Annotated in this window: 17 protein-coding genes and 4 tRNA genes; 12 read left to right on the top strand and 9 right to left on the bottom strand. The window is 40.4% G+C overall.

Features of this window, described 5'->3' with window-relative positions; genetic code table 11:
- Positions 1 to 92: 92 nt before the first annotated feature.
- Positions 93 to 2,807, bottom strand: a complete 2,715-nt coding sequence (locus HJP15_RS20770) for an ATP-binding protein (protein ID WP_170174552.1) — start codon at positions 2,805 to 2,807, stop codon at positions 93 to 95.
- Between the two features lie 72 nt (positions 2,808 to 2,879).
- Positions 2,880 to 3,338 carry an Lrp/AsnC family transcriptional regulator gene (locus tag HJP15_RS20765; RefSeq protein ID WP_054206807.1) on the bottom strand — a complete coding sequence of 153 codons (459 nt, stop codon included), beginning with the start codon at positions 3,336 to 3,338 and terminating at the stop codon, positions 2,880 to 2,882.
- A gap of 138 nt (positions 3,339 to 3,476) precedes the next feature.
- Here HJP15_RS20765 and HJP15_RS20760 point away from each other — a divergent pair, with 138 nt between their 5' ends.
- Both HJP15_RS20760 and HJP15_RS20755 read left to right on the top strand, forming a co-directional pair.
- Complete coding sequence (locus HJP15_RS20760; RefSeq protein ID WP_054206806.1) at positions 3,477 to 4,655, top strand: PrnB family protein; 1,179 nt, start codon at positions 3,477 to 3,479, stop codon at positions 4,653 to 4,655.
- Complete coding sequence (locus HJP15_RS20755) at positions 4,656 to 5,774, top strand: aminotransferase class V-fold PLP-dependent enzyme (protein ID WP_170174551.1); 1,119 nt, start codon at positions 4,656 to 4,658, stop codon at positions 5,772 to 5,774. It begins immediately after the preceding gene.
- On the opposite strand, the gene HJP15_RS20750 is transcribed toward HJP15_RS20755, so the two are convergent.
- Both HJP15_RS20750 and HJP15_RS20745 read right to left on the bottom strand, forming a co-directional pair.
- Complete coding sequence (locus HJP15_RS20750) at positions 5,763 to 6,236, bottom strand: DUF4124 domain-containing protein (protein ID WP_082379079.1); 474 nt, start codon at positions 6,234 to 6,236, stop codon at positions 5,763 to 5,765. The genes HJP15_RS20755 and HJP15_RS20750 overlap by 12 nt on opposite strands.
- A 243-nt stretch (positions 6,237 to 6,479) precedes the next feature.
- Positions 6,480 to 9,755 (bottom strand): methyl-accepting chemotaxis protein, encoded by a 3,276-nt coding sequence (locus HJP15_RS20745; RefSeq protein WP_212760724.1) that lies wholly within the window; start codon positions 9,753 to 9,755, stop codon positions 6,480 to 6,482.
- Between the two features lie 210 nt (positions 9,756 to 9,965).
- Between HJP15_RS20745 and HJP15_RS20740 the strand changes: the two genes are divergently transcribed.
- Complete coding sequence (locus HJP15_RS20740; RefSeq protein ID WP_170174550.1) at positions 9,966 to 11,384, top strand: mannose-1-phosphate guanylyltransferase/mannose-6-phosphate isomerase; 1,419 nt, start codon at positions 9,966 to 9,968, stop codon at positions 11,382 to 11,384.
- A 14-nt stretch (positions 11,385 to 11,398) separates the two neighbouring features.
- Here HJP15_RS20740 and HJP15_RS20735 read toward each other — a convergent pair whose 3' ends face one another.
- From HJP15_RS20735 to HJP15_RS20720, 4 genes are all read right to left on the bottom strand, one after another.
- Complete coding sequence (locus HJP15_RS20735; RefSeq protein WP_170174549.1) at positions 11,399 to 11,662, bottom strand: hypothetical protein; 264 nt, start codon at positions 11,660 to 11,662, stop codon at positions 11,399 to 11,401.
- 109 nt (positions 11,663 to 11,771) lie between these two features.
- Positions 11,772 to 13,928: an ATP-binding protein gene (locus tag HJP15_RS20730; protein ID WP_054206801.1), complete on the bottom strand. Its 2,157-nt coding sequence runs from the start codon at positions 13,926 to 13,928 to the stop codon at positions 11,772 to 11,774.
- Positions 13,929 to 14,063: 135 nt separating this feature from the next.
- Entirely contained in the window at positions 14,064 to 14,720 is a 657-nt protein-coding gene (locus HJP15_RS20725; RefSeq protein ID WP_054206800.1) for a helix-turn-helix transcriptional regulator, read from the bottom strand.
- 228 nt (positions 14,721 to 14,948) lie between these two features.
- Positions 14,949 to 15,320: a histidine triad nucleotide-binding protein gene (locus HJP15_RS20720; RefSeq protein WP_054206799.1), complete on the bottom strand. Its 372-nt coding sequence runs from the start codon at positions 15,318 to 15,320 to the stop codon at positions 14,949 to 14,951.
- Positions 15,321 to 15,411: 91 nt separating this feature from the next.
- Here HJP15_RS20720 and HJP15_RS20715 point away from each other — a divergent pair, with 91 nt between their 5' ends.
- Positions 15,412 to 16,017 (top strand): DUF2057 domain-containing protein, encoded by a 606-nt coding sequence (locus tag HJP15_RS20715; protein ID WP_054206798.1) that lies wholly within the window; start codon positions 15,412 to 15,414, stop codon positions 16,015 to 16,017.
- A 59-nt stretch (positions 16,018 to 16,076) separates the two neighbouring features.
- On the opposite strand, the gene HJP15_RS20710 is transcribed toward HJP15_RS20715, so the two are convergent.
- The gene (locus HJP15_RS20710; protein ID WP_054455962.1) at positions 16,077 to 17,921 is read right to left on the bottom strand and encodes a M1 family metallopeptidase; all 1,845 of its coding nucleotides are present in this window, start codon (positions 17,919 to 17,921) and stop codon (positions 16,077 to 16,079) included.
- A gap of 144 nt (positions 17,922 to 18,065) precedes the next feature.
- On the opposite strand from HJP15_RS20710, the gene murB reads away from it, so the two are divergent.
- From murB to HJP15_RS20670, 8 genes are all read left to right on the top strand, one after another.
- Positions 18,066 to 19,076, top strand: coding sequence for a UDP-N-acetylmuramate dehydrogenase (murB, locus tag HJP15_RS20705; RefSeq protein WP_170174548.1), 1,011 nt, complete (start codon positions 18,066 to 18,068; stop codon positions 19,074 to 19,076).
- Positions 19,073 to 20,065, top strand: coding sequence for a bifunctional biotin--[acetyl-CoA-carboxylase] ligase/biotin operon repressor BirA (gene birA, locus HJP15_RS20700; protein ID WP_054206796.1), 993 nt, complete (start codon positions 19,073 to 19,075; stop codon positions 20,063 to 20,065). Before murB ends, birA begins: the two co-directional genes overlap by 4 nt.
- Positions 20,062 to 20,757, top strand: a complete 696-nt coding sequence (locus HJP15_RS20695; RefSeq protein ID WP_054206795.1) for a type III pantothenate kinase — start codon at positions 20,062 to 20,064, stop codon at positions 20,755 to 20,757. The genes birA and HJP15_RS20695 overlap by 4 nt, the downstream gene beginning before the upstream one ends.
- A 119-nt stretch (positions 20,758 to 20,876) precedes the next feature.
- Positions 20,877 to 20,952 (top strand) — tRNA-Thr (locus HJP15_RS20690).
- 37 nt (positions 20,953 to 20,989) lie between these two features.
- Positions 20,990 to 21,074: transfer RNA gene (locus tag HJP15_RS20685), tRNA-Tyr, on the top strand.
- Between the two features lie 45 nt (positions 21,075 to 21,119).
- A tRNA-Gly gene (locus HJP15_RS20680) sits at positions 21,120 to 21,194 on the top strand.
- A 12-nt stretch (positions 21,195 to 21,206) separates the two neighbouring features.
- A tRNA-Thr gene (locus tag HJP15_RS20675) sits at positions 21,207 to 21,282 on the top strand.
- A gap of 135 nt (positions 21,283 to 21,417) precedes the next feature.
- The coding region (locus tag HJP15_RS20670; RefSeq protein WP_064436057.1) for an elongation factor Tu at positions 21,418 to 22,210 on the top strand (793 nt) is incomplete at its 3' end.

The raw sequence follows: 22,210 nt of genomic DNA, 5'->3' as shown, positions 1-22,210 counted from the left end.
TATAACTTAGATCCGCTAACTGATTAATACAGTTAGTTTGAGCGAGAGTAATATTAGAGGTGACAAGTAAAGTAAGGGTTAGCAATATTCCATTAAGGCTCATAAACATCTACATAGTTGGTTAGGCACTCGGTTAGCTTATCGAGTTCGAGAGGTTTTGCAAGGTGTTGATTAAACCCAATGGCTAATGCATGAGCTTTATCTTCAGGCATTACATCTGCTGTTAATGCAATGATTGGCAATTGTTCGGCCGTTTTAATTTTACGAATTAAGCTTGTTGCTTGGTAGCCATCCATAATGGGCATTTGGCAATCCATGAGCACTAAGTCAAAATCATGCTCTTGAACTTTGGCGACAGCAAGCTCACCGTTTTCAACAATTATGGGGGTGATTTTAAGTGCGCTCAGCATTGCTTTTATGACCAATTGATTGACTTGATTATCCTCTGCCACCAATATTCTTAGGGTGCTTAAATCAACCTTTTTCTGAGTTTTTTGCGGTTTTTCTATCGGTGCGCATGTATTCAGTAACACGGTAAAAGTAAATGTAGAGCCCTCTCCTTTAGCACTGCTTAGTGTTATATCGCCAGCCATTAATAAGCTTAATTCCTTTGCAATTGCTAGGCCTAAACCTGTGCCACCAAAGCGTCTTGATGTTGAATTGTCGGCTTGTGTAAATGCATCAAAAAGCTTGCGTTGATCAGCAGGCTCTATACCAATACCAGAATCTTTAATGATGATGGTTATTTGCATACGAGTATCATCAACTTGTTTGGCAAGCGCGCTGACACTCACTTCACCTTCAGCGGTAAATTTTATTGCATTACTGCATAGGTTTAATAATATTTGCTCAATACGCATAGCATCGCCTTCAAACCAGATGTTTGTTGGCAGTTGATTGTTCATAGTCCAGTTTATTTTTTTATTGTGTGCACTTTGTTCAAACATAGTATTAATACGATCAAGTAAGTTATTTAAATCGAATGGGCTTAATTCCAGTGTTAATTTTTGTGATTCAATCTTAGAAATATCCAGCACATCATTGATAAGGCTTAATAGTGATTTAGACGCTAAATTTATTTTCTGAAGGTAGCCATTTAATGTTTTAGCGTCATCATCTTTTTTTGCCAGCGTCGAAAAACCAATAACAGCATTAAGTGGAGTGCGAATTTCGTGACTCATATTGGCGAGAAAGCGACTTTTAGCTTGGTTTGCTAAATCAGATTGCTTTTTAGCGCGTACTAATGAGCGTGTGCGCTCGGTAACTAAACGCGATAATGCAATATGTTGATGGTTGAATAATAATAAAACCAGCAAAATAAGTGTACTCACTACCACTTGTAGAATAAGCAAAAACAACGTTAAGTGATTTGCTTGGTGAGGTATAAACTCATCTTTTATTGCTAGTTGTAAATGCCATACTTGTCCTGAAAAACTAATTTTTATAGTGGTAAAATCATCACCGATTACAGTTGTATTTTTATTTCCTAGATAGAAAGGGGTGTCTGCTTGATCTTCAAATAAAGCAATATTAAACATATTGCTTTGCTCATCATTAATCGCTTGATCAATAATATTTCGAACTAAAAAAACACCTGTTGCATAACCTTTTATTGGATCATCTTGTGTACCTTGCTGATAGACAGGTGAAAAAAGTAAGTAAGCTGGCGCTGGCTCTTTGGTTTGGACGAGGTTTATTATTTGAGTGCCAACGGGCTGATATTTGATATTAGGATCGAGTAGCGTGGCACGACGAGCTGGATTAGAAAATACATTTAGGCCAAGCGCGGAGCGGTTCTCTTCTAAAGGTGCGATATATTTTACAACGACTAAAGGATCGTCTGAAGCAAGGGGCTCACCTTTGACTTTCACGTCAGTTTGATAAATCTCAGCAAGGTCTTTGCGTAAATCATCGACTCTTGCCTGAGGTACTTTTATATTCCAAGACAGGGCTTTAATAAAGGTGTGTTGAGCAAGTAACTCAGCTGCATAGTTATGAAATTCTTGCTGACTTAAATTTGGGGATGCTTGCATTTGGCTTGCTAAGCTTTGTACAGCAATTTGGCTACGGTTTAGATATCTAAATAAACTATTTTCAATTACTTGTGCCTCGCGTTTTGCAATTTGTAAGGCATTTGATTTACTTTCTTGATTGTATAGCTTAGTTGTTGATGCGACCGAAATGAACAGTACGAAACATACAAAAACTGTAGGTAGGGGGGTTACATAGTGTTGTTTAAATTTAGGTTGTAATAGTGCGAGCAAAGCAGGGGTTGTTATAAGAACCCCAAGTGCATCACCTAACCACCAGTAAGTCACATTTTGCCAATGATTAACCATGCTGTATGCCGGATTAAATGCACTAAGTGCAAAAACACCAATATTAGCTGATATAAGGCTTACGGCAATACCAACAACCGCAATAAAATAAATGATTGCTAAGCGAGTTTTTAAATACAGAGGGTGGCCTAACCAGTATCTTAAGATTGCAGCACCAGTGATCCCTTGCAATACAGCCCCGCAGCCAATTAAAAGTACTTCATTAAGGGTGTTGCCGATTAAAGCATTTTCGCCTATTGGGCTATCACCAATACTTAAATTAAATGCAACTGAAGCAATAAATAGAGCAGGAATAAAGCGCCACCACCAAATAAAGCAGCCGACTAAAGCAATACCTGCAGGGATCCAAATCGGAATAACTTGAGATTGAAACGCAAAGTTAGTTAGTAGCTTACCGATAATAAAATAGGCGAGGGCAAAAAGCACATAAAAGCAAAATGAACTGGATGTTGAACGAAATACTTTCACATGTTTCCTTATGAGTCATTATTTACAACAGTTTATTGAGTATAGCGAATTGCGACTGAGCTGCGATGTTTTTTACAAGGGTAATTGTTTTTTACTAAATGTTTGTTTTAACACGACGGTAGATTCAATATTGGCAATGCAATTAATACTACCGAGTTTATGTTTTACAAAACTTTCGTAGCTCTCTAAATCCGCGGCAATGATTTTAAGTAAATAATCGTAGCTCCCAGAAATAACAGAGCATTCAAGTACATGGTTTAGTTTTTCGACTTGCTCTTCAAACATTTGAGCCGCACCCACTGAATTTTGGCTTAATCTTACAAATGCGTAAACTAAAACATTTAGCCCTAACGCTCGCGGGTTTAACGCTGCATGATAGCCACAAATAACATTACTAGATTCAAGCTTTTTAATGCGCCTCAAACAAGGCGTGTCCGATAAGTTAACATGTGTTGCTAGCTCTGACACGGAAGTGCGTCCCTGAGTTTGTAATAACCGAAGTAATTGATGATCTTTTTTATCTAGGTTCATTTTTGTAGTGATTTAGTTTTATTTTTTAATATTATAGAGTGATTTCTGCTAATAGTTTGGTTTTTTATTGGCGGTTTTGTTGATTTGTACTCTATGCTATCTGTTAACATAAATGCAATAATAATTAGGTGTGGAGTTATGTCTGTGAGCAAAAATACTCAAGCATTTGACGAGTGGCTCAGAACCCGCTTTGTGGAAATAAATAATCAGCTAGAAAGCATTTACTGGCAACAAGAAGACAAAGCAAATGTTGAATTTGTAGGTGAGCAATATAAGCATCAGCTAGAAATGGAAGGTAATGCGCATATTCGTAAATTACTGGCTGAGGGTAATACGGATGAAGGTTTTGATAGTGCGTTTGATCTGTTGGGTAATGTTGGTTTATTTATGGGGGCTTGTCGACGACATGAAATCACAGAGCCTTCACGTGAAACGACTTCACCACTAGTCGAAGCATCAGCCTTAGCTATGCATATTGGCGCTTCAATCGGAGTTACCCCTCGTTTTGCTACAGCTCATTTAACAACTCATAATAAAGCCGTCAATGGTCTATATAAACGCTTTACTGATTTACCGGATGAGAAACTGTTTATTGATTACAACACCAAGGGCATTTTAGCGTATAAGCGTGTTGCTGATGCATTATTGAAAATTCAACCATTGGGAATTTCGCACCCATTATGTGCAGATTTACTTAAAGTTGCGAAGCAGGCTTTGCTTGAGGTTATTGAATCAAATAATGCGCTCTATAGTCAATTGGATACCGATAGATTCTTCTTTTGTGTTAGGCCATATTATAAGCCATATCGAGTGGGAAAGGAGGTTTATCGTGGCGCGAATGCAGGGGATTTTGCAGGTATAAATGTAATCGATATGTTGTTGGGATTATGCTTTGCAAATGAGCCTAGCTATTCACAAATGCTGGTGGATAAGTTTTTATATATGATGCCTGAAGATCAGCAAACCTTGCGTGAAAGTATGCGTATGCCGAGCATTATGGATGACTTTTTAGCCGCAGGCAGTGAGCGCGACAGTCAGTGGTTTCAAACCAATGCGCAATTATTTATCCAAGTATGCAAGCTGCATGGCGATACAGCGATAGGCCATCACAATCAGTTGGTGAGTAAGTTTATTGCACAGCCTGCGCAGCAAATGCAGCAACAACATATAAATAAGGTAACGGCGAGTGGCCCCCCATTACATATCTTGCTTGATTCACTCGAGCAATTAAGAGATCGCCGTGCTGCCGCGCAGCGAGATGATATAAAAACCCGTTTTGATGATTTAACACAGCTAAAGCAATGGATGAAAAAGTAAATGTACAAAGATGATTTTAATTTAACATCAGGCTGCTACTTACTAAACCATTCTGTGGGGCGATCATTAAAAAGTAGCCAAGCTGATTTTAATCAACACTTTTTTACCCCTTGGCAGAACACTAATAAAGAACCTTGGCAGCAATGGCTTGGTGTTATTACACGTTTTACACATGCATTAGGATTATTATTTAATTCGCCGAGCGAGCAATTTTGTCCACAAGTTAATCTTTCTAGTGCGCTAACAAAGCTTTTGATGTCGCACCCACGACTGCTTAACAATCATTGTAAAGTGCTTATGGCGCAAAGTGACTTTCCAAGTATGGGGTTTGTAATGCAAAAAGCATTACCGAAAACGGCATCGATTGAATTCATTCCCGAACATTTAGATATCACTGATATTGCAGTTTGGCAGCAGTATTTGACAGCAGATACCGACTTAGTTTTTATAAGCCACGCATACTCAAATACAGGTCAACAGGCACCTGTTGCTAAAATTGCAGAGCTTTGTGTACAGAACAATAGCTTAAGCCTTGTTGACGTTGCGCAATCTGCCGGTGTGCTACCGTTAGATTTGAGTGAAGTAAAGGTCGATTTTATGATTGGCTCAAGTGTTAAATGGCTGTGCTCGGGGCCTGGTGCAGCTTATTTATGGTTGAGTAAGGTCCAGCTTAAAGTGTGTAAGCCACAAGATGTCGGGTGGTTTTCTCATGAAAACCCATTCGAATTCGATATACACCATTTTGAATATCATGCCACGGCACTGCGCTTTTGGGGTGGGACACCGTCAATCGCACCTTTTGTTATTGCAGGGCATAGTATCAATTACTTTGCTAATTTGGGGGTTGAAAATATTCGTGCGCATAATTTGTCCCTGTTGATGCTGTTAAATGCAGAATTAGGGGAGTTTTTAGTTTCTCCAACAGCGCCCGAGAGTTGTAGCGCAACGGCTATATTTGATTTTGGTGCAAAGCAAAGTACGATTATTGATGCTTTATCTAAGGCCGATATTAGTGTTGACGTACGTGCTTATGGTGTAAGAGTTTCGCCGCATATCTATAATGATAACGTTGATATGAAGCGATTTATCACCCTCATAAAGGGGACTTTATTGACCTAGTTGAGCTTTAATGACATTTAAGGCTGCAATTTGCTGTTGAAGCTCATCTATTTTAGGCTGCACTTCTTTTTCAAGAATGATGGTTTGTTGTTCAATCGCATCGGCAATAGACTCTGCTCCTAAGCGGTTTGCCGCTTTTTGAGTCATATAACCTATTTTTATTTTTTGCTCTGAGAGCGCGTTTTGCAATAATTTTATCGCGCGCTCAATTTTTTTAATTTTTCTATCAATTTTTTTACCGCTGATGTAATTTTCGACAGAATCATCACTTTTTTTGTCAGAATCCTTTTTAGCGATTTGTGTTCTATTGGTTTCTGGGATAATGATGATTTCAGCATCTTCGCCGCAAGGTTGTTGGCTAAATGTAGCAACCCCTTTTATTGTGCATTGATAAACTGCTGCGTGCGCAGGCAAAATTAGTAAGCTTAGTAACCCCATTAAACATTTTAAATATACTTTCACGATCTATCCCTCACGCGTTTGCTTCATAGGCACTTACTCTCATCGTTGTTACTTCTTAAAATGGATTGCCATTGTTGCAAAGTAACGTCTTAATATTAAACACCTGTGAAACGCTGAAGTCTGCATCTAGAGGTGGTTTGGGTATATAGTGCCGATCAAGTGTCAGTGTAGCAAGTACTTTAACCGCTCTGTTAGTTAATTAGGCTATTGTATAAAAAGCTCATGTTTACTTTAACTCGCTTATTACAAAGGGGTTTTCTTTAATGAGAAATAAAGTAGAAGATCACGCATGGTATTAGCTTGTTCCGCCATTTGTTTTGCTGCGGCCATGGTTTCTTCAGTAATTGCTGAGCTTTCTTGAATTAAAACGGTGAGGCGTTGAACAACAATGTCAACCTCTTTAATTGCTTGCTGCTGAGTAATTGATGAATTATTAATACATGTAATCATATGATTTACCGCTGCAACTGCGCTTACTATCTGCCCTAATTTGTCGCCGGATGAGTTAGCTAGCATGGTGCCTTGGCTAATTTTTTGGTTGCTATTGCTAATAATACTTTTAATTTGCTTGGCTGAGGATGCACTTCGACCTGCTAGGTTTCTCACTTCGTTTGCGACCACGGCAAATCCTCGGCCATGCTCACCAGCACGTGCTGCTTCAACGGCTGCATTTAGTGCAAGCAAATTGGTTTGAAAAGCAATTTCATCGATTACAGAGACAATTTCATTAATATCTTTACTTGAGTTGTTTACTTCTACAATAGCATTTACTGTTTGTTTCGAGAGCTCACCACCTTCAGTGGCTATTGTGTGAGCATTATCAGCTAAGCTTACCGCTTCACTTGATTGCTTTGCAACGTGAGCGATTTCATCGAGCATATTGCTGCTGCTTGCACTGGCTTCTTCAAGGTTGGATGCTTGCTCCTCGGTGCGTTGGCTTATTTCAATATTACTAGCGGCTATTTCAGAGGCGCTTTGTGATACTTGGTTTGCACAGCTTTGAATACCGGTAATAACGCTCGTTAACTTACCTATAGTATGGTTTACATCTTCTTTGAGTGTTGCAAATACACCTTGATAGTCGCCCTGTACTGGTTGAGCTAAATTCCCCTGTGAAATGGCGCTTAGAACATGAGTGACCTCGCCGATTGCTTGTGCGGTGATCGCTAATGAGCTATTAACATCTTTTTGTAAATGCGCTAACTGTCCTTGCATTTGGCTTGTTAGTTGTTGACTAAAGTCACCACGTCGCATTGCTGCCATTACTTTTGCAAGCTCAGCTATTACAGTGCTTAGATTACTTACTGAATTGTTCACGTCATGCTTTAGGGAATCAAGTTGACCATTCATTTGAGAGTCAATTATTTTATCAAAACAACCTTGGCTAATGGCAGTCATTACGTTAGAAATATCGCTAACTGCTTCGTCTAAATTTAGAATCGAATTATTTATATGTTGCTTTAACGATGATAATTGGCCATTAGCATTACAATTCACGTGTAGCTTAAAGTTACCTTGATTAACGGCGGCCATCACATCACTAATATCTTTAATGATTAGAGCGAGATTATCTACGCTTGCATTAATATCATCTTTAAGCAGCGCAAGTTGCCCCTGCAAAGGTTGCTCAATACGCTGAGAGAAATCCCCTTCATGTAATGCGCTCATTACTTTGCTGATACTTGTAACAGCACCAAATAAGCTATGTACTGAATTATTTACGCTGTCCTTTAGTTGCGCCAATGAGCCTTTCGCCATTACAGTGACTTGTTGTTTAAAGTTACCTTGCTCTATATGACTCATTACATCGACTATTTCATTTATAGTTCCATTTATAGATTGCATAGAGCCATTTATATTGTGTTTTAACGTGGCCAGCTCTCCCTGCATAGGGGTGCTAATTACGGTATTAAAATTACCTTTGCTCATTTCATCAATAACCTGATTTAGCTCAGTCATTGCGCTTTCTAAAGAATCAGCACATTCATTAGTCGCTTGCTTTAAAGAGTTAAGTTCACCTTTACAAGAAACATCTATGCGGTGTTGGAATTCACCGACCGCCATCTTGTTCATTACTGAGTTGGTCTGTGAAATTGCGCCTTGCAAGGCATCTAAAAGAGAATTAAAAGCTTGAGCTGAGATACCTATTTCATCTTGGGAGAGTACAGGCGCGCGAACAGAAAAGTCACCTTGGCGCTCTACGTGGTGCATTGTATCGACCAATAGCTGTACGGGTCGTGTCAGGGAGCGAGAAAATAAAACTGCAACCACGGTAATCGCAATTACTGACAGTACCAAAATACTGAGGAGTAAAATTGTTAATTGGGCTACAGCAGCAAATGCTTCTTGCTTATCCATTTCAGCAAGCAATGCCCATTGGACACCTAGAACATTAATAGGCTGATAAGATGACAGCACTAAGGAGCCATTATAATCAGTTATGACTTGTTGGCCACTTGCTCCAGCTAAAGCAAGTTTTGTAGCCTCTGTTTTGACTGCCCCCTGAACGGGGCGGCGAAATGAGTTAACGACAGAGTGCTTAGCTGCATCGAGATAAGAATCTGATCGCATTAAAAAATCAGGCCCGACTAAGTAAGTTTCACCGCTTTCGCCTAAGCCCGCGCGTTCCGTCATTATGGTATTTAAAGCATCAATAGATAGCTGGAAAATTAATGTACTAGTATGTACGCCTTGCTCATAAATTGGGGTCGCTATAAAACTTGCTGGTGCATCATAAGACGGGGAGTACTGCTGGTAATCAACAAAGGCTATTTCATCTTGCGCAATTGTTTTCGCTTTTTTAAAGACCAAGGCAAGGTTGCTATTAGCAAAAGGCCCATGTTGTAAGGATGTGGCAAAATCGACTTCCTTGTATACCGAGTAAACGACTTCAGCAGAATTGTTATCAACGATAAATACATCATAAAAATCAAATTTTTGAGCAAAATTATATAAAAAACCATGGTATTTAGCATGTGTAAGGCTGTATTCATTTGGGGTTGTAGCGTGTTGCAGCTTTGCTTTCTCTCCAAGGGGGTGAGGGTTGTCAGCTAAGTACTGATATTGCCAAAATCGTGCAGCAGGAGAGAGTTGAGTAAAAAGTTGTGTTGGCGCTGCCATCCCTTCGTTTTCAGCGCTGTACTTAGTTGAAAATTGATTTTGGTAATAGCTAACAAGCTTTTTTTCTTCAATTTTATTAAGATTATTTGCCTGAAGAGGATGTTTAAATGCTTCACTAAATTCATGTGCGGCGCGATGAAGCAATGGGCTTTGTGATAAAAATAAGAGCTGTGCTTTTATGTCTTTAAAGTGGCGTTCAATAGCGCTTTTTTTTATTTCACTAACGGCTTCAAGTTGTGCGTAGGTTTGTTTATTTAATGCGTTAGAAGAACTATACAGAGCGATACTTATTACCACCGCCAATGGAATTAAGGCAACCAATAAAAAGCCGGCAATAAGTTTTTTAGTTAACCCAAGCCGATGGATGAAACCGCTTACTAACTCAATAGCATTCGTCATATAAACATCCTTATATAAGCAATAAATACGCTTGATAAAATAATAGTATAGAGTGTAGAACAGCATATTTGAAAAGCGAATTAGGCAACGAAAATAAGCTTATTTACAGACTTATAGGATCATTTATTAAAACGCGACAGGGTATTCGATGATTCAAAACTGGATTGTCTGTTAAACTCGGTTTTTTATTATCAAAATAGTTAGTTTGCTATGACATACTCAATCACCCCCGTTGTATTGGCTGGTGGAATTGGATCACGATTGTGGCCATTATCACGTAGCGCGATGCCAAAACAGTTTTTACCTTTATTGGGCGATGAATCACTCTTACAAAGCACATTAATACGCGTAGCAAACAACGGTTTTAATCCTCCAATATTAGTGTGTAATGAACAGCACCGCTTTATTGCAAGCAGCCAGTGCGAACAGTTACAGGTGCAACCTAAGGCTATCTTGCTCGAGCCTGAGGGGAGAAATACAGCTCCAGCTATTGCACTTGCCGCACAATTTGCCTTACAGCATGGGATCAATACACCATTATTGGTGATGCCGGCCGATCATCATATTAGTAACTTTGAATTACTCGTTGAGCAGTTACCTGATGCACTGAAACTTGCCGAACAAGGTAAATTAATTACCTTTTCAATAAAACCAGATTCAGCACATTGTGGCTATGGTTATATCAAACAAGGCGCAAAAATAGCGGGTACAAATTGCTATGAGGTTGATGAATTTAAAGAAAAACCCAGCTCTTTATTAGCGCAGCAATACCTTGCTTGCGCGCAGTACAGTTGGAACAGCGGGATGTTTCTGTTTACGCCAAGTGCATATCTTGCTGAGCTAGAGCGCTTTGCGCCAAAAATAGCGAGCTGTATTGTGCAAGCCGCTAACTTTACAGGTGATTTAGGTTTTACCCGCGCAGATAGCGATGCTTTAAAAAACTGCCCAAGTGATTCTATCGATTATGCCATTTTAGAGCGCAGTGCTAATGTGGCGGTACTGCCGCTAGCTCTTGATTGGAATGATGTTGGTGGCTTTAATGCGTTGTGGCAAAGTGCTGATAAAGATGAGCAAGGTAATAATACAAGTACAGATGATGTAGTTTCAAATAGCAGTAACAACTTACTTAGTAGTGAAGATGGTCATACTATTGCTGCGCTGGGAGTGAGTGATCTTGCGATTATTCATACGCACGATGCCACATTAGTTGCCGATAGAAATCAGTTAGGGCTGTTGCCTGAATTATTAAAGCTACTAGCGGTTAAGCATGGTGATAAACTGATTCACCATCAAGCAGTATATCGACCGTGGGGCAGTTATCAGGTATTGGTAGCAGGAACTGGATTTAAAGTAAAAAAAATCATCGTAACCCCTGGCGCCAAGCTTTCAACCCAACGCCATCAGCACCGAGCTGAACATTGGGTGGTAGTATCTGGCATTGCTGATGTAGGCATTGATGGCAAATCGTGTGTTTTAACAGCCGATCAATCCTGTTATATAGCAGCCGGTCAAATCCATAGCTTAGCGAATACTCAAAGTGAGCCGCTAACACTGATAGAAGTTCAAACCGGTGCGATACTTGATGAGAATGACATCGAACGGTTCGAAGATGTATACGGTCGATATTAACAGAGATGATTTTACTAAATTAAACCGATAACAAGGCCAACAACAAGTATTACCCAGAAAATTGCGGTATCTCTGAAATGGTTGAGCAGCCAAAAATAAAGTAATGCTAATGCACCTGAGATAGCTGTTGCAACAATAGCTATTATGAACCCTAAGCCAGACATAAGATTAACTAACAATACGAGGCCAGTGTAAATTCCTGCACACAAATTAGGTCGTTCAGTGGTGATTAGTAACCTTAATAAAGCAACTAAAATCAAAACTTTAAAAATTAGCATGAGTTCTACTCTTTAATTATCCAATGTAGTACCTATTACATCAAGTTAATATAAATTGAGCAATCAATTTGTCATTGGCGTACTACAACACGTTATACTGCTAACTACTCTAATCCAACTGACTTCGAACATACTTTAAATACTGCTCTAAGCTGTTTTGCCATAGCACCAATGCTTCGGTGAGGGATTCTTTTAGAGGTTTACTATCGAGTAGTCGCCGTTCTATTTTTTTCAGCTCCATACCATAGCGGTTAAAACCCAATTGCAATGCGGTGCTGGCTTGGCGATGCAATACTTTGATGCATTGTTCTTTATCTTCATCGAGCAATTGCTGGGCGCGGATTAACTTGTTGCGTGCGGATAAAACAAACTCATTATAGATAGATGATACTTCATCGTCGGTGAATGAACCTTGGAGTGTTTTTGCGGCCGTTTCGTCATACAGAACATCACTGAGTTCTACGGCAATGCTGGGGGCTTGGCTAGTTTGCGAATCACTCAGCGCTTGGCGTAATTTTTGTTGTTTTATTGGCTTGCCGACAATATCTTTTATACCTAAAGAAAAGTATTCTTTTATTTCGTCAGGGCTTAAGCTTGCAGTAAATGCGAGTACGGGGGTTCGTTGGTTTTTATGCTCAATTCTTTTGAGTGTTTTTAGTACTTCTTGTCCTGTGAGATCTGGCAAGTTCATATCGAGCAATACAACATCAAAATGATGCTTTTGCATTAAATCAATGGCACTTTTACCATCACGCGCGAGTTTTATTTTATGCTCATCGTCAGCCATAAACTCAATGGCTATTTTTTGGTTGAGATCTAAGTCTTCAACTAATAGCACGTCTAGGCCTGTGAGGTAGTCTTTACATTGGTGACGCTGTTCCACTAAACTGAGCTCCCCTAGCGCTAAGTTAATATCAAAGCTAAATGAACTGCCTTTTTCAAGCTCACTGATAATATCTAATTGGGAGCTTAACTTATCGAGTAAGCGACTGGTTATTGCAAGACCAAGGCCTGTTCCGCCCTTTTCCTTGCCGGCACTGCTTTGCACATAGGGCTCTGTTAGATATTCAATTTCGTCATCTTCGATACCCGGTCCAGAGTCAATGACGCTAATGCGAATGTGATGTTCAAGCTGACGTTCTTCGAGCAATTCTGCGCGAATTTTAACGGTACCATGATCAGTAAATTTAATGGCATTACCGACTAAATTTATGATGATTTGTCGCAGTTTTTGCTGATCGCAGTAATAGCACGCTTGTTCGGGAAGGTCATAAATCAACTCAAAGTGTAAGCGCTTTTGTTCTGCTAGAGGACTTAACAGCAAACATAAATTATGTAACCACGTTTTAAACTCTACATCTTCTTCATACAGGGCTTCATCGTGTTGATCTAGGCTGGCGTAGTCGAGCACTTTATCAACCAGTAAATTGAGCGATTCGGCCGAGTTAATAATAGCTTCGCAGTAGGGCTTATCTCGAGGGTCGCTGGATTGGTTCATGATCAACTGCGCACTGCCTAAAATACCATTGAGTGGGGTACGAATTTCATGACTAATAGTGGATAAAAATAGCCCGCGAATTTCTAAATCTTTTTGTGCTTTTAAAGTTAGTTGATTCAGGTTTTGCTCGCGGCGTTCATTACAAAGTAATGCCATGCCAGTGGCATAAAACATCGGTGCAATAACGCCATTTACAAGTAGTGTAATACTAAACCAGTTCTCTTTTAATGGGTTAAAGCTATTCATATCTTCCATTAAAAAGGCACGGCCTGCGAAAATACAGCAAACAATGGTGAGAATTAAAATATAGACAATGCTGCCATTTGGGTATGGTTTGCGGGCAAAACGAAAAAATAGATAAAGTAAAAAAATGGCTTCGCTGATGTGTTGTAAGTCGGAGGCTAAAATACGAATACGCAAACTGGGATCAACAACACTTGAGTAGACCAATATTGCGCTGCACACAATCGTTGCAGCAACAAATAAACGGAAGATTTTGCCCTTATAACCTAAAAATTGGCTAATGGCTAAACCATGTATAATTGACGCACTAAATAATAAACTATTAGCCAAAGTCGCGGTAAGGACACTGTCGATATTGCCATGTAGTGCAAAACTCATTAGTGCGGTAAATAATACCAATGGGTAAAATATATAAAGTACGGTGCCAGGAGTGTGCTTATTAGCACGCCACGTTAAAAAATTAAGCAGTGTCATAACTGCCATCATGGCAGCGCTGGCAAAATAGAGTGTTAGGGAATCGAGCATGGCTATTCCAAGCAAATCACAGAGACGGCTTCAGAATAATGGCAATTGCCGATGTTAGCAAATAGCACGTTGTTTAATAAACACAAAAACAGGTGCCGTAGCACCTGTTTTTAATTCGAGTATGATATTGCTGTATTAGCGAATTTCGTCAGGAATATTTTGTTGAGCCCATGAAAGAAGCTCTATACGGTTACGGCATTTGGTTTTTCTAAATGCACTGTATAAATGCGTTTTTACCGTATGTGGGCTGATACTGAGTGACTCAGCAATTTCTTTATTTTTAGAGCCATTGCTCATTAATGAGATGATGGCTTTTTCACGCTTGGTTAATTTTACAGGCTCAATATCACCGTCTGTTAGTTTATGTAAAGCGTCTTTATTGAACTGCAGCATGCGGTTTAAGGCGTTACACATTATATCGCGGCGATACCAAAGCTGGTCTTCAAGTAGTAAACGAATTCCCTTCATTAATACATCTGCATTATCCGTGGTGTAAAACACGCCACGGATGCCGCTCAATAGCGCGCGGTTAGCTAACTCAGGGTTCTCATCTAAATTGAATAACACGATATCGCATTTTATACGTAGGTTTACTAATTGTTCTTTTAATTTCCCCCACGCATCTTGGCTTGATGTTTCAATAAATAATAAGCGGGTACCCTCAGGAATGTCTAAAATATTAGTTCCTGTAGTAACATTGAGCCCTTGGGTTTTTAATAAAGGCTCTAATACATTAATACCAATTGTATTGATTGGCTCTAGATCTAGTAACAAAAAGGCTGAACTACTCATACTTACTTACTCTTGAATAAAGTTGACTAATTAATCCTAACACGCAATCCGCGCCTTTCGTATTAGAAATTTCCTATTAATAGGCAGGAAAAATACAATTTTACTAGCTTCAAGGTATTAGTTGTTAAAAATTAGCCATACTTTTTTCGATTATCTATTTGAATATAAAAACATTTATAACATTTAATTAAAGTTGTGCGTGTTTATAAAGGTTTAGAGTAAAAATTACTATACCAATTCTTTCTTCTTATCTTGGTATGGTGGCCATCCCATACTTTTTCCGGCGAGCATATGTAAATGAATATGATAAACAGTTTGCCCACCATGTTGATTACAGTTCATTACTACTCTGAACCCATCTTCGCTAAAACCTTGTTGTTTAGCTAGTTTTGCTGCAACCACGTATAGATGGCCGACTAAAGGAGCATCTTGCTCAGTAATGTCATTAATTGTTGCAATCGCTTTTTTTGGGATAATTAGTACATGAAAAGGCGCTTGAGGATTAATGTCTTTAAATGCTAGAGCGAGATCGTCTTCGTAAACAATGTCTGCGGGAATTTCGCGATTAATAATTTTTGTAAATATAGTTTCTTGGCTCACGGTTGAGATCCTTTATTAACGTGGAGTAAAGTGCACTAATGACAAACTTTGTTTGCAGTGTCAAACTCAAATCAAACAACAAGGAGTTCATATGCGTAAATTAATAGTATTAGGTGGTGTCGTATCGTTATTACTCAGTGCAGCTAGTTTTGCTGAGACAGTTTATTTTCCGGAGGAAATTATTCCTTTGCAGGTCGGGGATAAAAAAATTGAACAGTCATTTTTTAATCGTATAGATGAATTAGATTTAGCCCCAGGACAGTATCAATTCAAGCTTAAATATTCAGATCTTTATGAGTTAAGTTACGATGAGCATGAAGTGATTGACTCTGAACCATTTTGGGTAAACGTGACCATCGCATCAGGCACTGATTATGATGTCGTATTTAATCGTGCTGAAAATGCAGTTGCAGCCAAAGTATTCGCCGAGGCTCCACAAGTTAGTTTGCAAGCTAAGGGGGCATCACTGGGGATCCCATTAGATCTCATTGCCGCTGAGGATATTACTGGTACTAAGGGTCAGAAAAAGGCGCCACCAACGGGCCATAGAACTGTTACTACCACAAATAATGCACCAGTCTCTCGTACTGCGCCAATAAATGAGGGCGTACCCAATGCAGCAGCGATGCTTGATTTTTGGTGGCAGCAAGCCAGTGAGCAAGAACGACAAGCATTCATCAAAAAAATCACAAAGTAAGAACCAAAAAGCCTATTTAAAAACAAAAAAGGGCGATTTATCGCCCTTTCTTTTGATGCTTACTTAACAAATAATGCGTCAATAGTACCTTGTGCAAGAGGGTGGTAACCTGGGCGTGCATTTAAGTACACCTTGTTTGCCCACTCACGTTTACCATGTGTAACAAGTGCTTTGTACAGCGGTACAATTAGTTTACGACGACCAATGCCTGATAAATGATTATCAAGCGCCGGATAGATTGCTTGATAACCATTTCCTACTGCAAGCATATACCATGCAAAAGCACGCTCTGCGTTGGTTGACTGCGTAAGATTAAATTCTGCATCTAACTCGGTCATTTTTTCAATGCTTAAATCGCGTGGTAGATTATTTAAAAAGTGTAACCACTCATGCACAGTCCAATTGTTTGTCGGTAGTTGCGCTGCGGTTGTGCTGCCTGTTAACCACGTTTGTGTTGCGTTATCTACTTTATCAAAGGCATCTGATGTTGGGTTTGGCGCGTCTGCGGGTAAACCTGGCTCAAAAATCCATTCGTTTACTTTATCCATGCTGACAACACCAGGATACTTTTCAATTAAGTTTGCTTTGATATAAGTTACAAACTCAGCTGTTGTGAGTGACTTAAATGAGAATTCGTTAAAGTAGGTCTTAACGAATGGGTCAAACTTATCGCGACCATATTTATTTTCAAGGTAAATTAAGAACAGCTGGCCTTTAGTGTATGGTACTGAGCTAAATGCATCATCTGGATCACGGCCATTAAGTTTTAAGTTAAGACGGGTATCTGGTGCATCAATCGTTTTAAGTTGCGCGCGAAGGCCTGCTGCGTCGAGTGCTTGTTCCATTACGGCGCGGTCGCGACCAAAAACTTCTTCCATAATGCGATTTTCAACGTATGAGGTAAAGCCTTCGTTTAACCATAAATCTTCCCACGTGGCATTCGTCACTAAGTTACCAGACCAAGAATGAGCGAGTTCATGTGCTATCAGGTTAACTAAGCTTTTATCACCAGCAACAACCGTTGGCGTGATGAATGATAGACGTGGATTTTCCATGCCACCGAATGGAAAACTTGGCGGTAGCATTAATAAGTCATAACGACCCCATGCATATTCACCGTACATTGCATTGGTTTTGTCGATCATTGCTTGGGTATCGTTAAACTCAGCAACCGATGCATCCAAAATAGTTGGCTCAGCAAAAATACCGGTTTGCTTAGACATAGCTTTAAATTCTAAATTACCAGCACCAATTGCAATTAAGTAAGGTGAGATGGCTTGAGGCATATCAAAAATGTAGTCACCGTCTTTATAAAGCGCATCTTTATTGTCGGCACTCATTACTGCACGCACATCTTTTGGCGTATGAATACGCGCAGAGTAAGTAACACGCATTGCTGGTGTATCTTGTACTGGGATCCAGCTGCGGGCATGAATTGCCTGTGATTGGCTGTACATAAATGGATGCGTTTTGCTGGCCGTTTGCTCAGGTGTTAACCATTGTAAACCAGATGCCTCAGGGCGACTATTGTAATAAATACGAGCTTTTTGCGCTTGGCTTTTAAATGTAATGGTCAGTTTTGAGCCCTTAACATCATCGCGCTTAGCGAGTGTGTAAGAGGCTTTATGCCAGCCGCCGTTTTGATCTTGATACATTATTTTATCAATATCTAAGTCGCGCGTATCAAGTACGAGCGTTTTGCTGCTGTTATCTTGCCATTGTAATGTGTGCTCAACAAACCCTTCTAATTGCTTATCAGCAAAGTCGACATCTAAGTCGAGGTGTAGGTGAGTGGTAATAACATCATTAAGGTTTGCGTAAGTGTGTTCGTCAACAGCATTCGCCGTGGCGTGTGAGCAAGCGCCCGCCATGGCAAGGCTTAAAAAAATAGGTGTGAGTTTCATATTGGCCTTGAACGGAAATAATAAGTGCAGGTTTTATATCATGATTGACCATCAGGGTTGAACAATTTTTACAATCAGGTGGCTTGCATAAACGATGATGAGTTACACTAGTATGATTAGTTATTGGTAACCTTTGAGGCTTTTGTGGCTCAGTCCCTGCAACCTTTTCATACGTTTTCTTTACCGAGTCAGTGCCCACAAATAAGTGTAATCACCGACAACAGACAATTGCAGCAGCAATCGTTTAGCCTGCCTTTTTGTATATTGGGAGAGGGCAGTAATACGGTTTTTTTAAATGACTACCAAGGTGTGGTTATTAAAATGGCTACCACAGGTATCACAGTAACGCAGCGTGTGCATGATTACTTGCTTGAGATTGCTGCAGGTGAAAACTGGCATCAATTGGTTGCTTATACACTCAAGCAAGGTATGCCTGGGCTTGAAAATCTCGCGCTGATCCCCGGTACTGTCGGGGCTGCTCCCGTGCAAAACATTGGTGCGTATGGTGTTGAGCTGGCAAAGTTTGTTGAATATGTTGAGTATTTTGATATTGCCAGTAAGCAGTTTATTCGCTTATCTGCCGAGCAGTGTGAGTTTGGTTACCGTGACTCTATTTTTAAGCACGGATTAAAAAATAAAGCGGTAATTACTAAAGTGGCATTCGCTTTGCCTAAGTTGTGGCAACCAGAGTTAAGCTATGGTCCTTTGCTGCAGCTTGAACAAGTCACACCGCAAGCGGTTTTTGAACAAGTTATTAAAACACGCAACAGCAAATTACCCGATCCTTACGTGCTTGCTAATGCAGGGAGCTTCTTTAAAAACCCAATCATAGCAAACGCGCTACTCAATGAGTTGCTCCTAGTGTACCCGCAGTTGCCCCATTATTATTACGATGGCGAACATCATAAAGTGGCCGCTGGTTGGTTAATAGAGCAGGCTGGCTTAAAAGGTCACCGCATAGCGGGTATTGAGGTACATCAACAACAAGCACTGGTACTTGTTAATCATGGTAATAGTCGAGGGAGCGACCTTGTGACTATGGTTAAATACATCCAACAGCAAGTTTGGCAGCGTTATCAAATAAAATTACAACACGAAGTACGGTTAATAAATGGCGATGCTGAGTACCTTATAAATTTAGAGGAGCCAGCATGAAGGCGCCAGATGGTAATAAGCTCGCAATTTTGAATGCCCTCAACCAAGGAGGCTTTATTTCGGGGCAATTATTAGGTGAACAACTGGGTATTAGCCGGGCTGCAGTCAGTAAGCACATTCAAAGCTTACAAGAGATGGGGTTAGATATTTTTAAAGTTAGCGGTAAGGGCTACAGTTTGAATAATACGGTTGGCTTACTTGATCAAAATAAAATAGCGCAGTGTTACCAAGCACTTGGATCTCGTGGCGCGCAAGTTGAAGTACATCCTATTATCGATTCAACCAACAGTGAACTGATGCGTCGTATTGCAGCAAAACAAACACTAGACTCCGGCACTGTAATTGTGGCTGAAATGCAGCAGGCAGGGCGCGGGCGTCGTGGGCGAGTATGGCAATCACCATTTGGTGCAAACCTGTATTACAGTTATTTCTGGCGGTTAGATGACGGCCTACAAGCCGCAATGGGCATGTCTATCGCTGTTGGTTTGGCTGTTTACGATACATTAAAAGCACTGTACCAGTTAGATATTGAGCTCAAGTGGCCCAATGATATTTACCTTAATAAAGAAAAGCTAGCAGGTGTTTTAGTTGAGCTCGATGGTCAACCACAAGGGCCGTGTCAGCTAGTAATCGGCATTGGTATTAACTTGCAAATGCCTGAGAGTTTTAGTCAGCAAATCGACCAAGCGTGGACAGATTTGAATCAACACTGTGAGCAAATAGATAAAAATCAGCTGGTGGCGCATTTGACCTATCACCTTGAGCTGCGTTTAGCACAGTACAGCCAAACGGGGCTGCATGACATGTACCAACAATGGAATTTACTCAACGCCTTTGCTGGGCAGTGTGTGGAACTAAATACCGGGCATCGTAGCTGGCGTGGTATTTGTGAAGGCATTGATGCTAACGGTGGTATTCGTATTCGCCAAGATGGCGAGGTTAAAAGTTATTACGGTGGTGAAATTTCGTTACGCAAGGCGCAGCTATGAGATTACTGATTGATGTAGGTAATACAGCACTTAAAGCGACGTTATATCAGCAAGGCGAAATTAAACCGTGTGATGTAAATACGCTGCCTTGGCCGCAAATTAACGAGCTTATTTATGCCTGTGTTGGGAAAAGTGACCAGCTGCACGCCTTACTTGCGCAAGCTAATTTGCATAACGTGCCATGTTTTGAGGCTAAAGTAAGTAAAGAGCTCGGCGGTTTGCAATGCGCGTATCAACACTATGATAATTTAGGGATCGACCGCTGGCTTGCACTTATTGCCGTATTTGCATTATGGCCACAGCAAAATTGCATAGTGGTAGACACCGGCACAGCCACAACAATTGACGTACTTACAGCACAAGGACAGCACCTAGGTGGTTGGATTTTACCTGGCCTTGATTTAATGACTCGCTCATTAACACAAAATACTCAGCGGGTATTCGATGATCAACATACCGAATTTAGTAATCAATTAGGCGTAAACACACCAAACGGTTTAAAAAATGGCGCATTAGTGGCCACTATTGGTGCAGTTGAACAAGCTAAATTGCACTTAAGTGGTAAAAAACCACAATTAATTTTTGCTGGTGGTTATGCCAAGTTATTACAAGCGCAGTTTTCGGGCGCTGTTTTTGACTCGCAATTAGTCATGAAAGGCCTGAACCAGTGGTATTTATTGAATAATAAATAGAGAAAACATGGTTTTTGCCTGATTTGTGAGCATTTAACACATAAATTCATATTTTTTTTAATTTTACTGTTGCATCAACTCGCACCTTACTCTAATATCTCGCCCCGTACTAAAGCAGTGCCGACTTAGCTCAGCTGGTAGAGCAACTGACTTGTAATCAGTAGGTCAACCGTTCGACTCGGTTAGTCGGCACCACTTCTCTTATGAGTCGTGTTTAGTCAAGAATTATCGTGGAGGGGTTCCCGAGCGGCCAAAGGGATCAGACTGTAAATCTGACGGCTCAGCCTTCGCTGGTTCGAATCCAGCTCCCTCCACCACTTTATTCTTGACGGTTAGAGGTAGTTTAAGAACAGGTTCCTAACGCGGGCATCGTATAATGGCTATTACCTCAGCCTTCCAAGCTGATGATGCGGGTTCGATTCCCGCTGCCCGCTCCAGTTTCTGGTGTTGCTGATATAGCTCAGTTGGTAGAGCGCACCCTTGGTAAGGGTGAGGTCGGCAGTTCGACTCTGCCTATCAGCACCAGTCTAAGAATCTTCTTGAATACTTCCTTTATCTGTCAGAAAAAACTATTTGAAATTTGAAAAATTTAACTTAATCTACCTACTGGTGGATTATTTTCATATGTAATCTAGATACACAAAACTGATAGGTTCCGTCATGGCAAAAGAAAAGTTTGAACGCGTAAAACCGCACGTAAACGTTGGTACAATCGGCCACGTTGACCACGGTAAAACTACCCTAACTGCAGCAATCACTAACGTACTTGCAAAAGTATACGGTGGTGTAGCTAAAGACTTCGCATCAATCGATAACGCTCCAGAAGAGCGTGAGCGCGGTATCACAATTTCAACGTCTCACGTTGAATATGATACTCCTTCACGTCACTACGCACACGTAGATTGTCCTGGTCACGCCGATTATGTTAAAAACATGATCACGGGTGCTGCTCAAATGGACGGCGCTATCTTAGTAGTTGCGGCTACTGACGGTCCTATGCCACAAACACGTGAGCACATCCTACTTTCTCGCCAAGTTGGCGTTCCTTACATCATCGTGTTCATGAACAAATGTGACATGGTTGATGATGAAGAGCTACTTGAGCTAGTAGAAATGGAAGTTCGTGAACTTCTTTCTGAATACGATTTCCCTGGTGATGACTTACCACTAATCGCGGGTTCTGCGCTTAAAGCGTTAGAAGGCGAGAAAGAGTGGGAAGATAAGATCGTTGAGCTTGCAGAAGCACTTGATACTTACATCCCAGAGCCAGAGCGTGATATCGATAAGCCATTCATCATGCCTATCGAAGACGTTTTCTCAATCCAAGGTCGTGGTACTGTTGTAACTGGTCGTGTTGAAGCTGGTATCATCCGCATCAATGACGAAGTAGAAATTGTTGGTATCAATGATACAACTCGTTCTACTTGTACTGGTGTTGAAATGTTCCGTAAGC

The organism is Pseudoalteromonas sp. NEC-BIFX-2020_002, assembly GCF_013002825.1.
Classification (GTDB): domain Bacteria; phylum Pseudomonadota; class Gammaproteobacteria; order Enterobacterales; family Alteromonadaceae; genus Pseudoalteromonas; species Pseudoalteromonas neustonica.
This window is presented reverse-complemented; position numbering and strand designations above follow the sequence as displayed.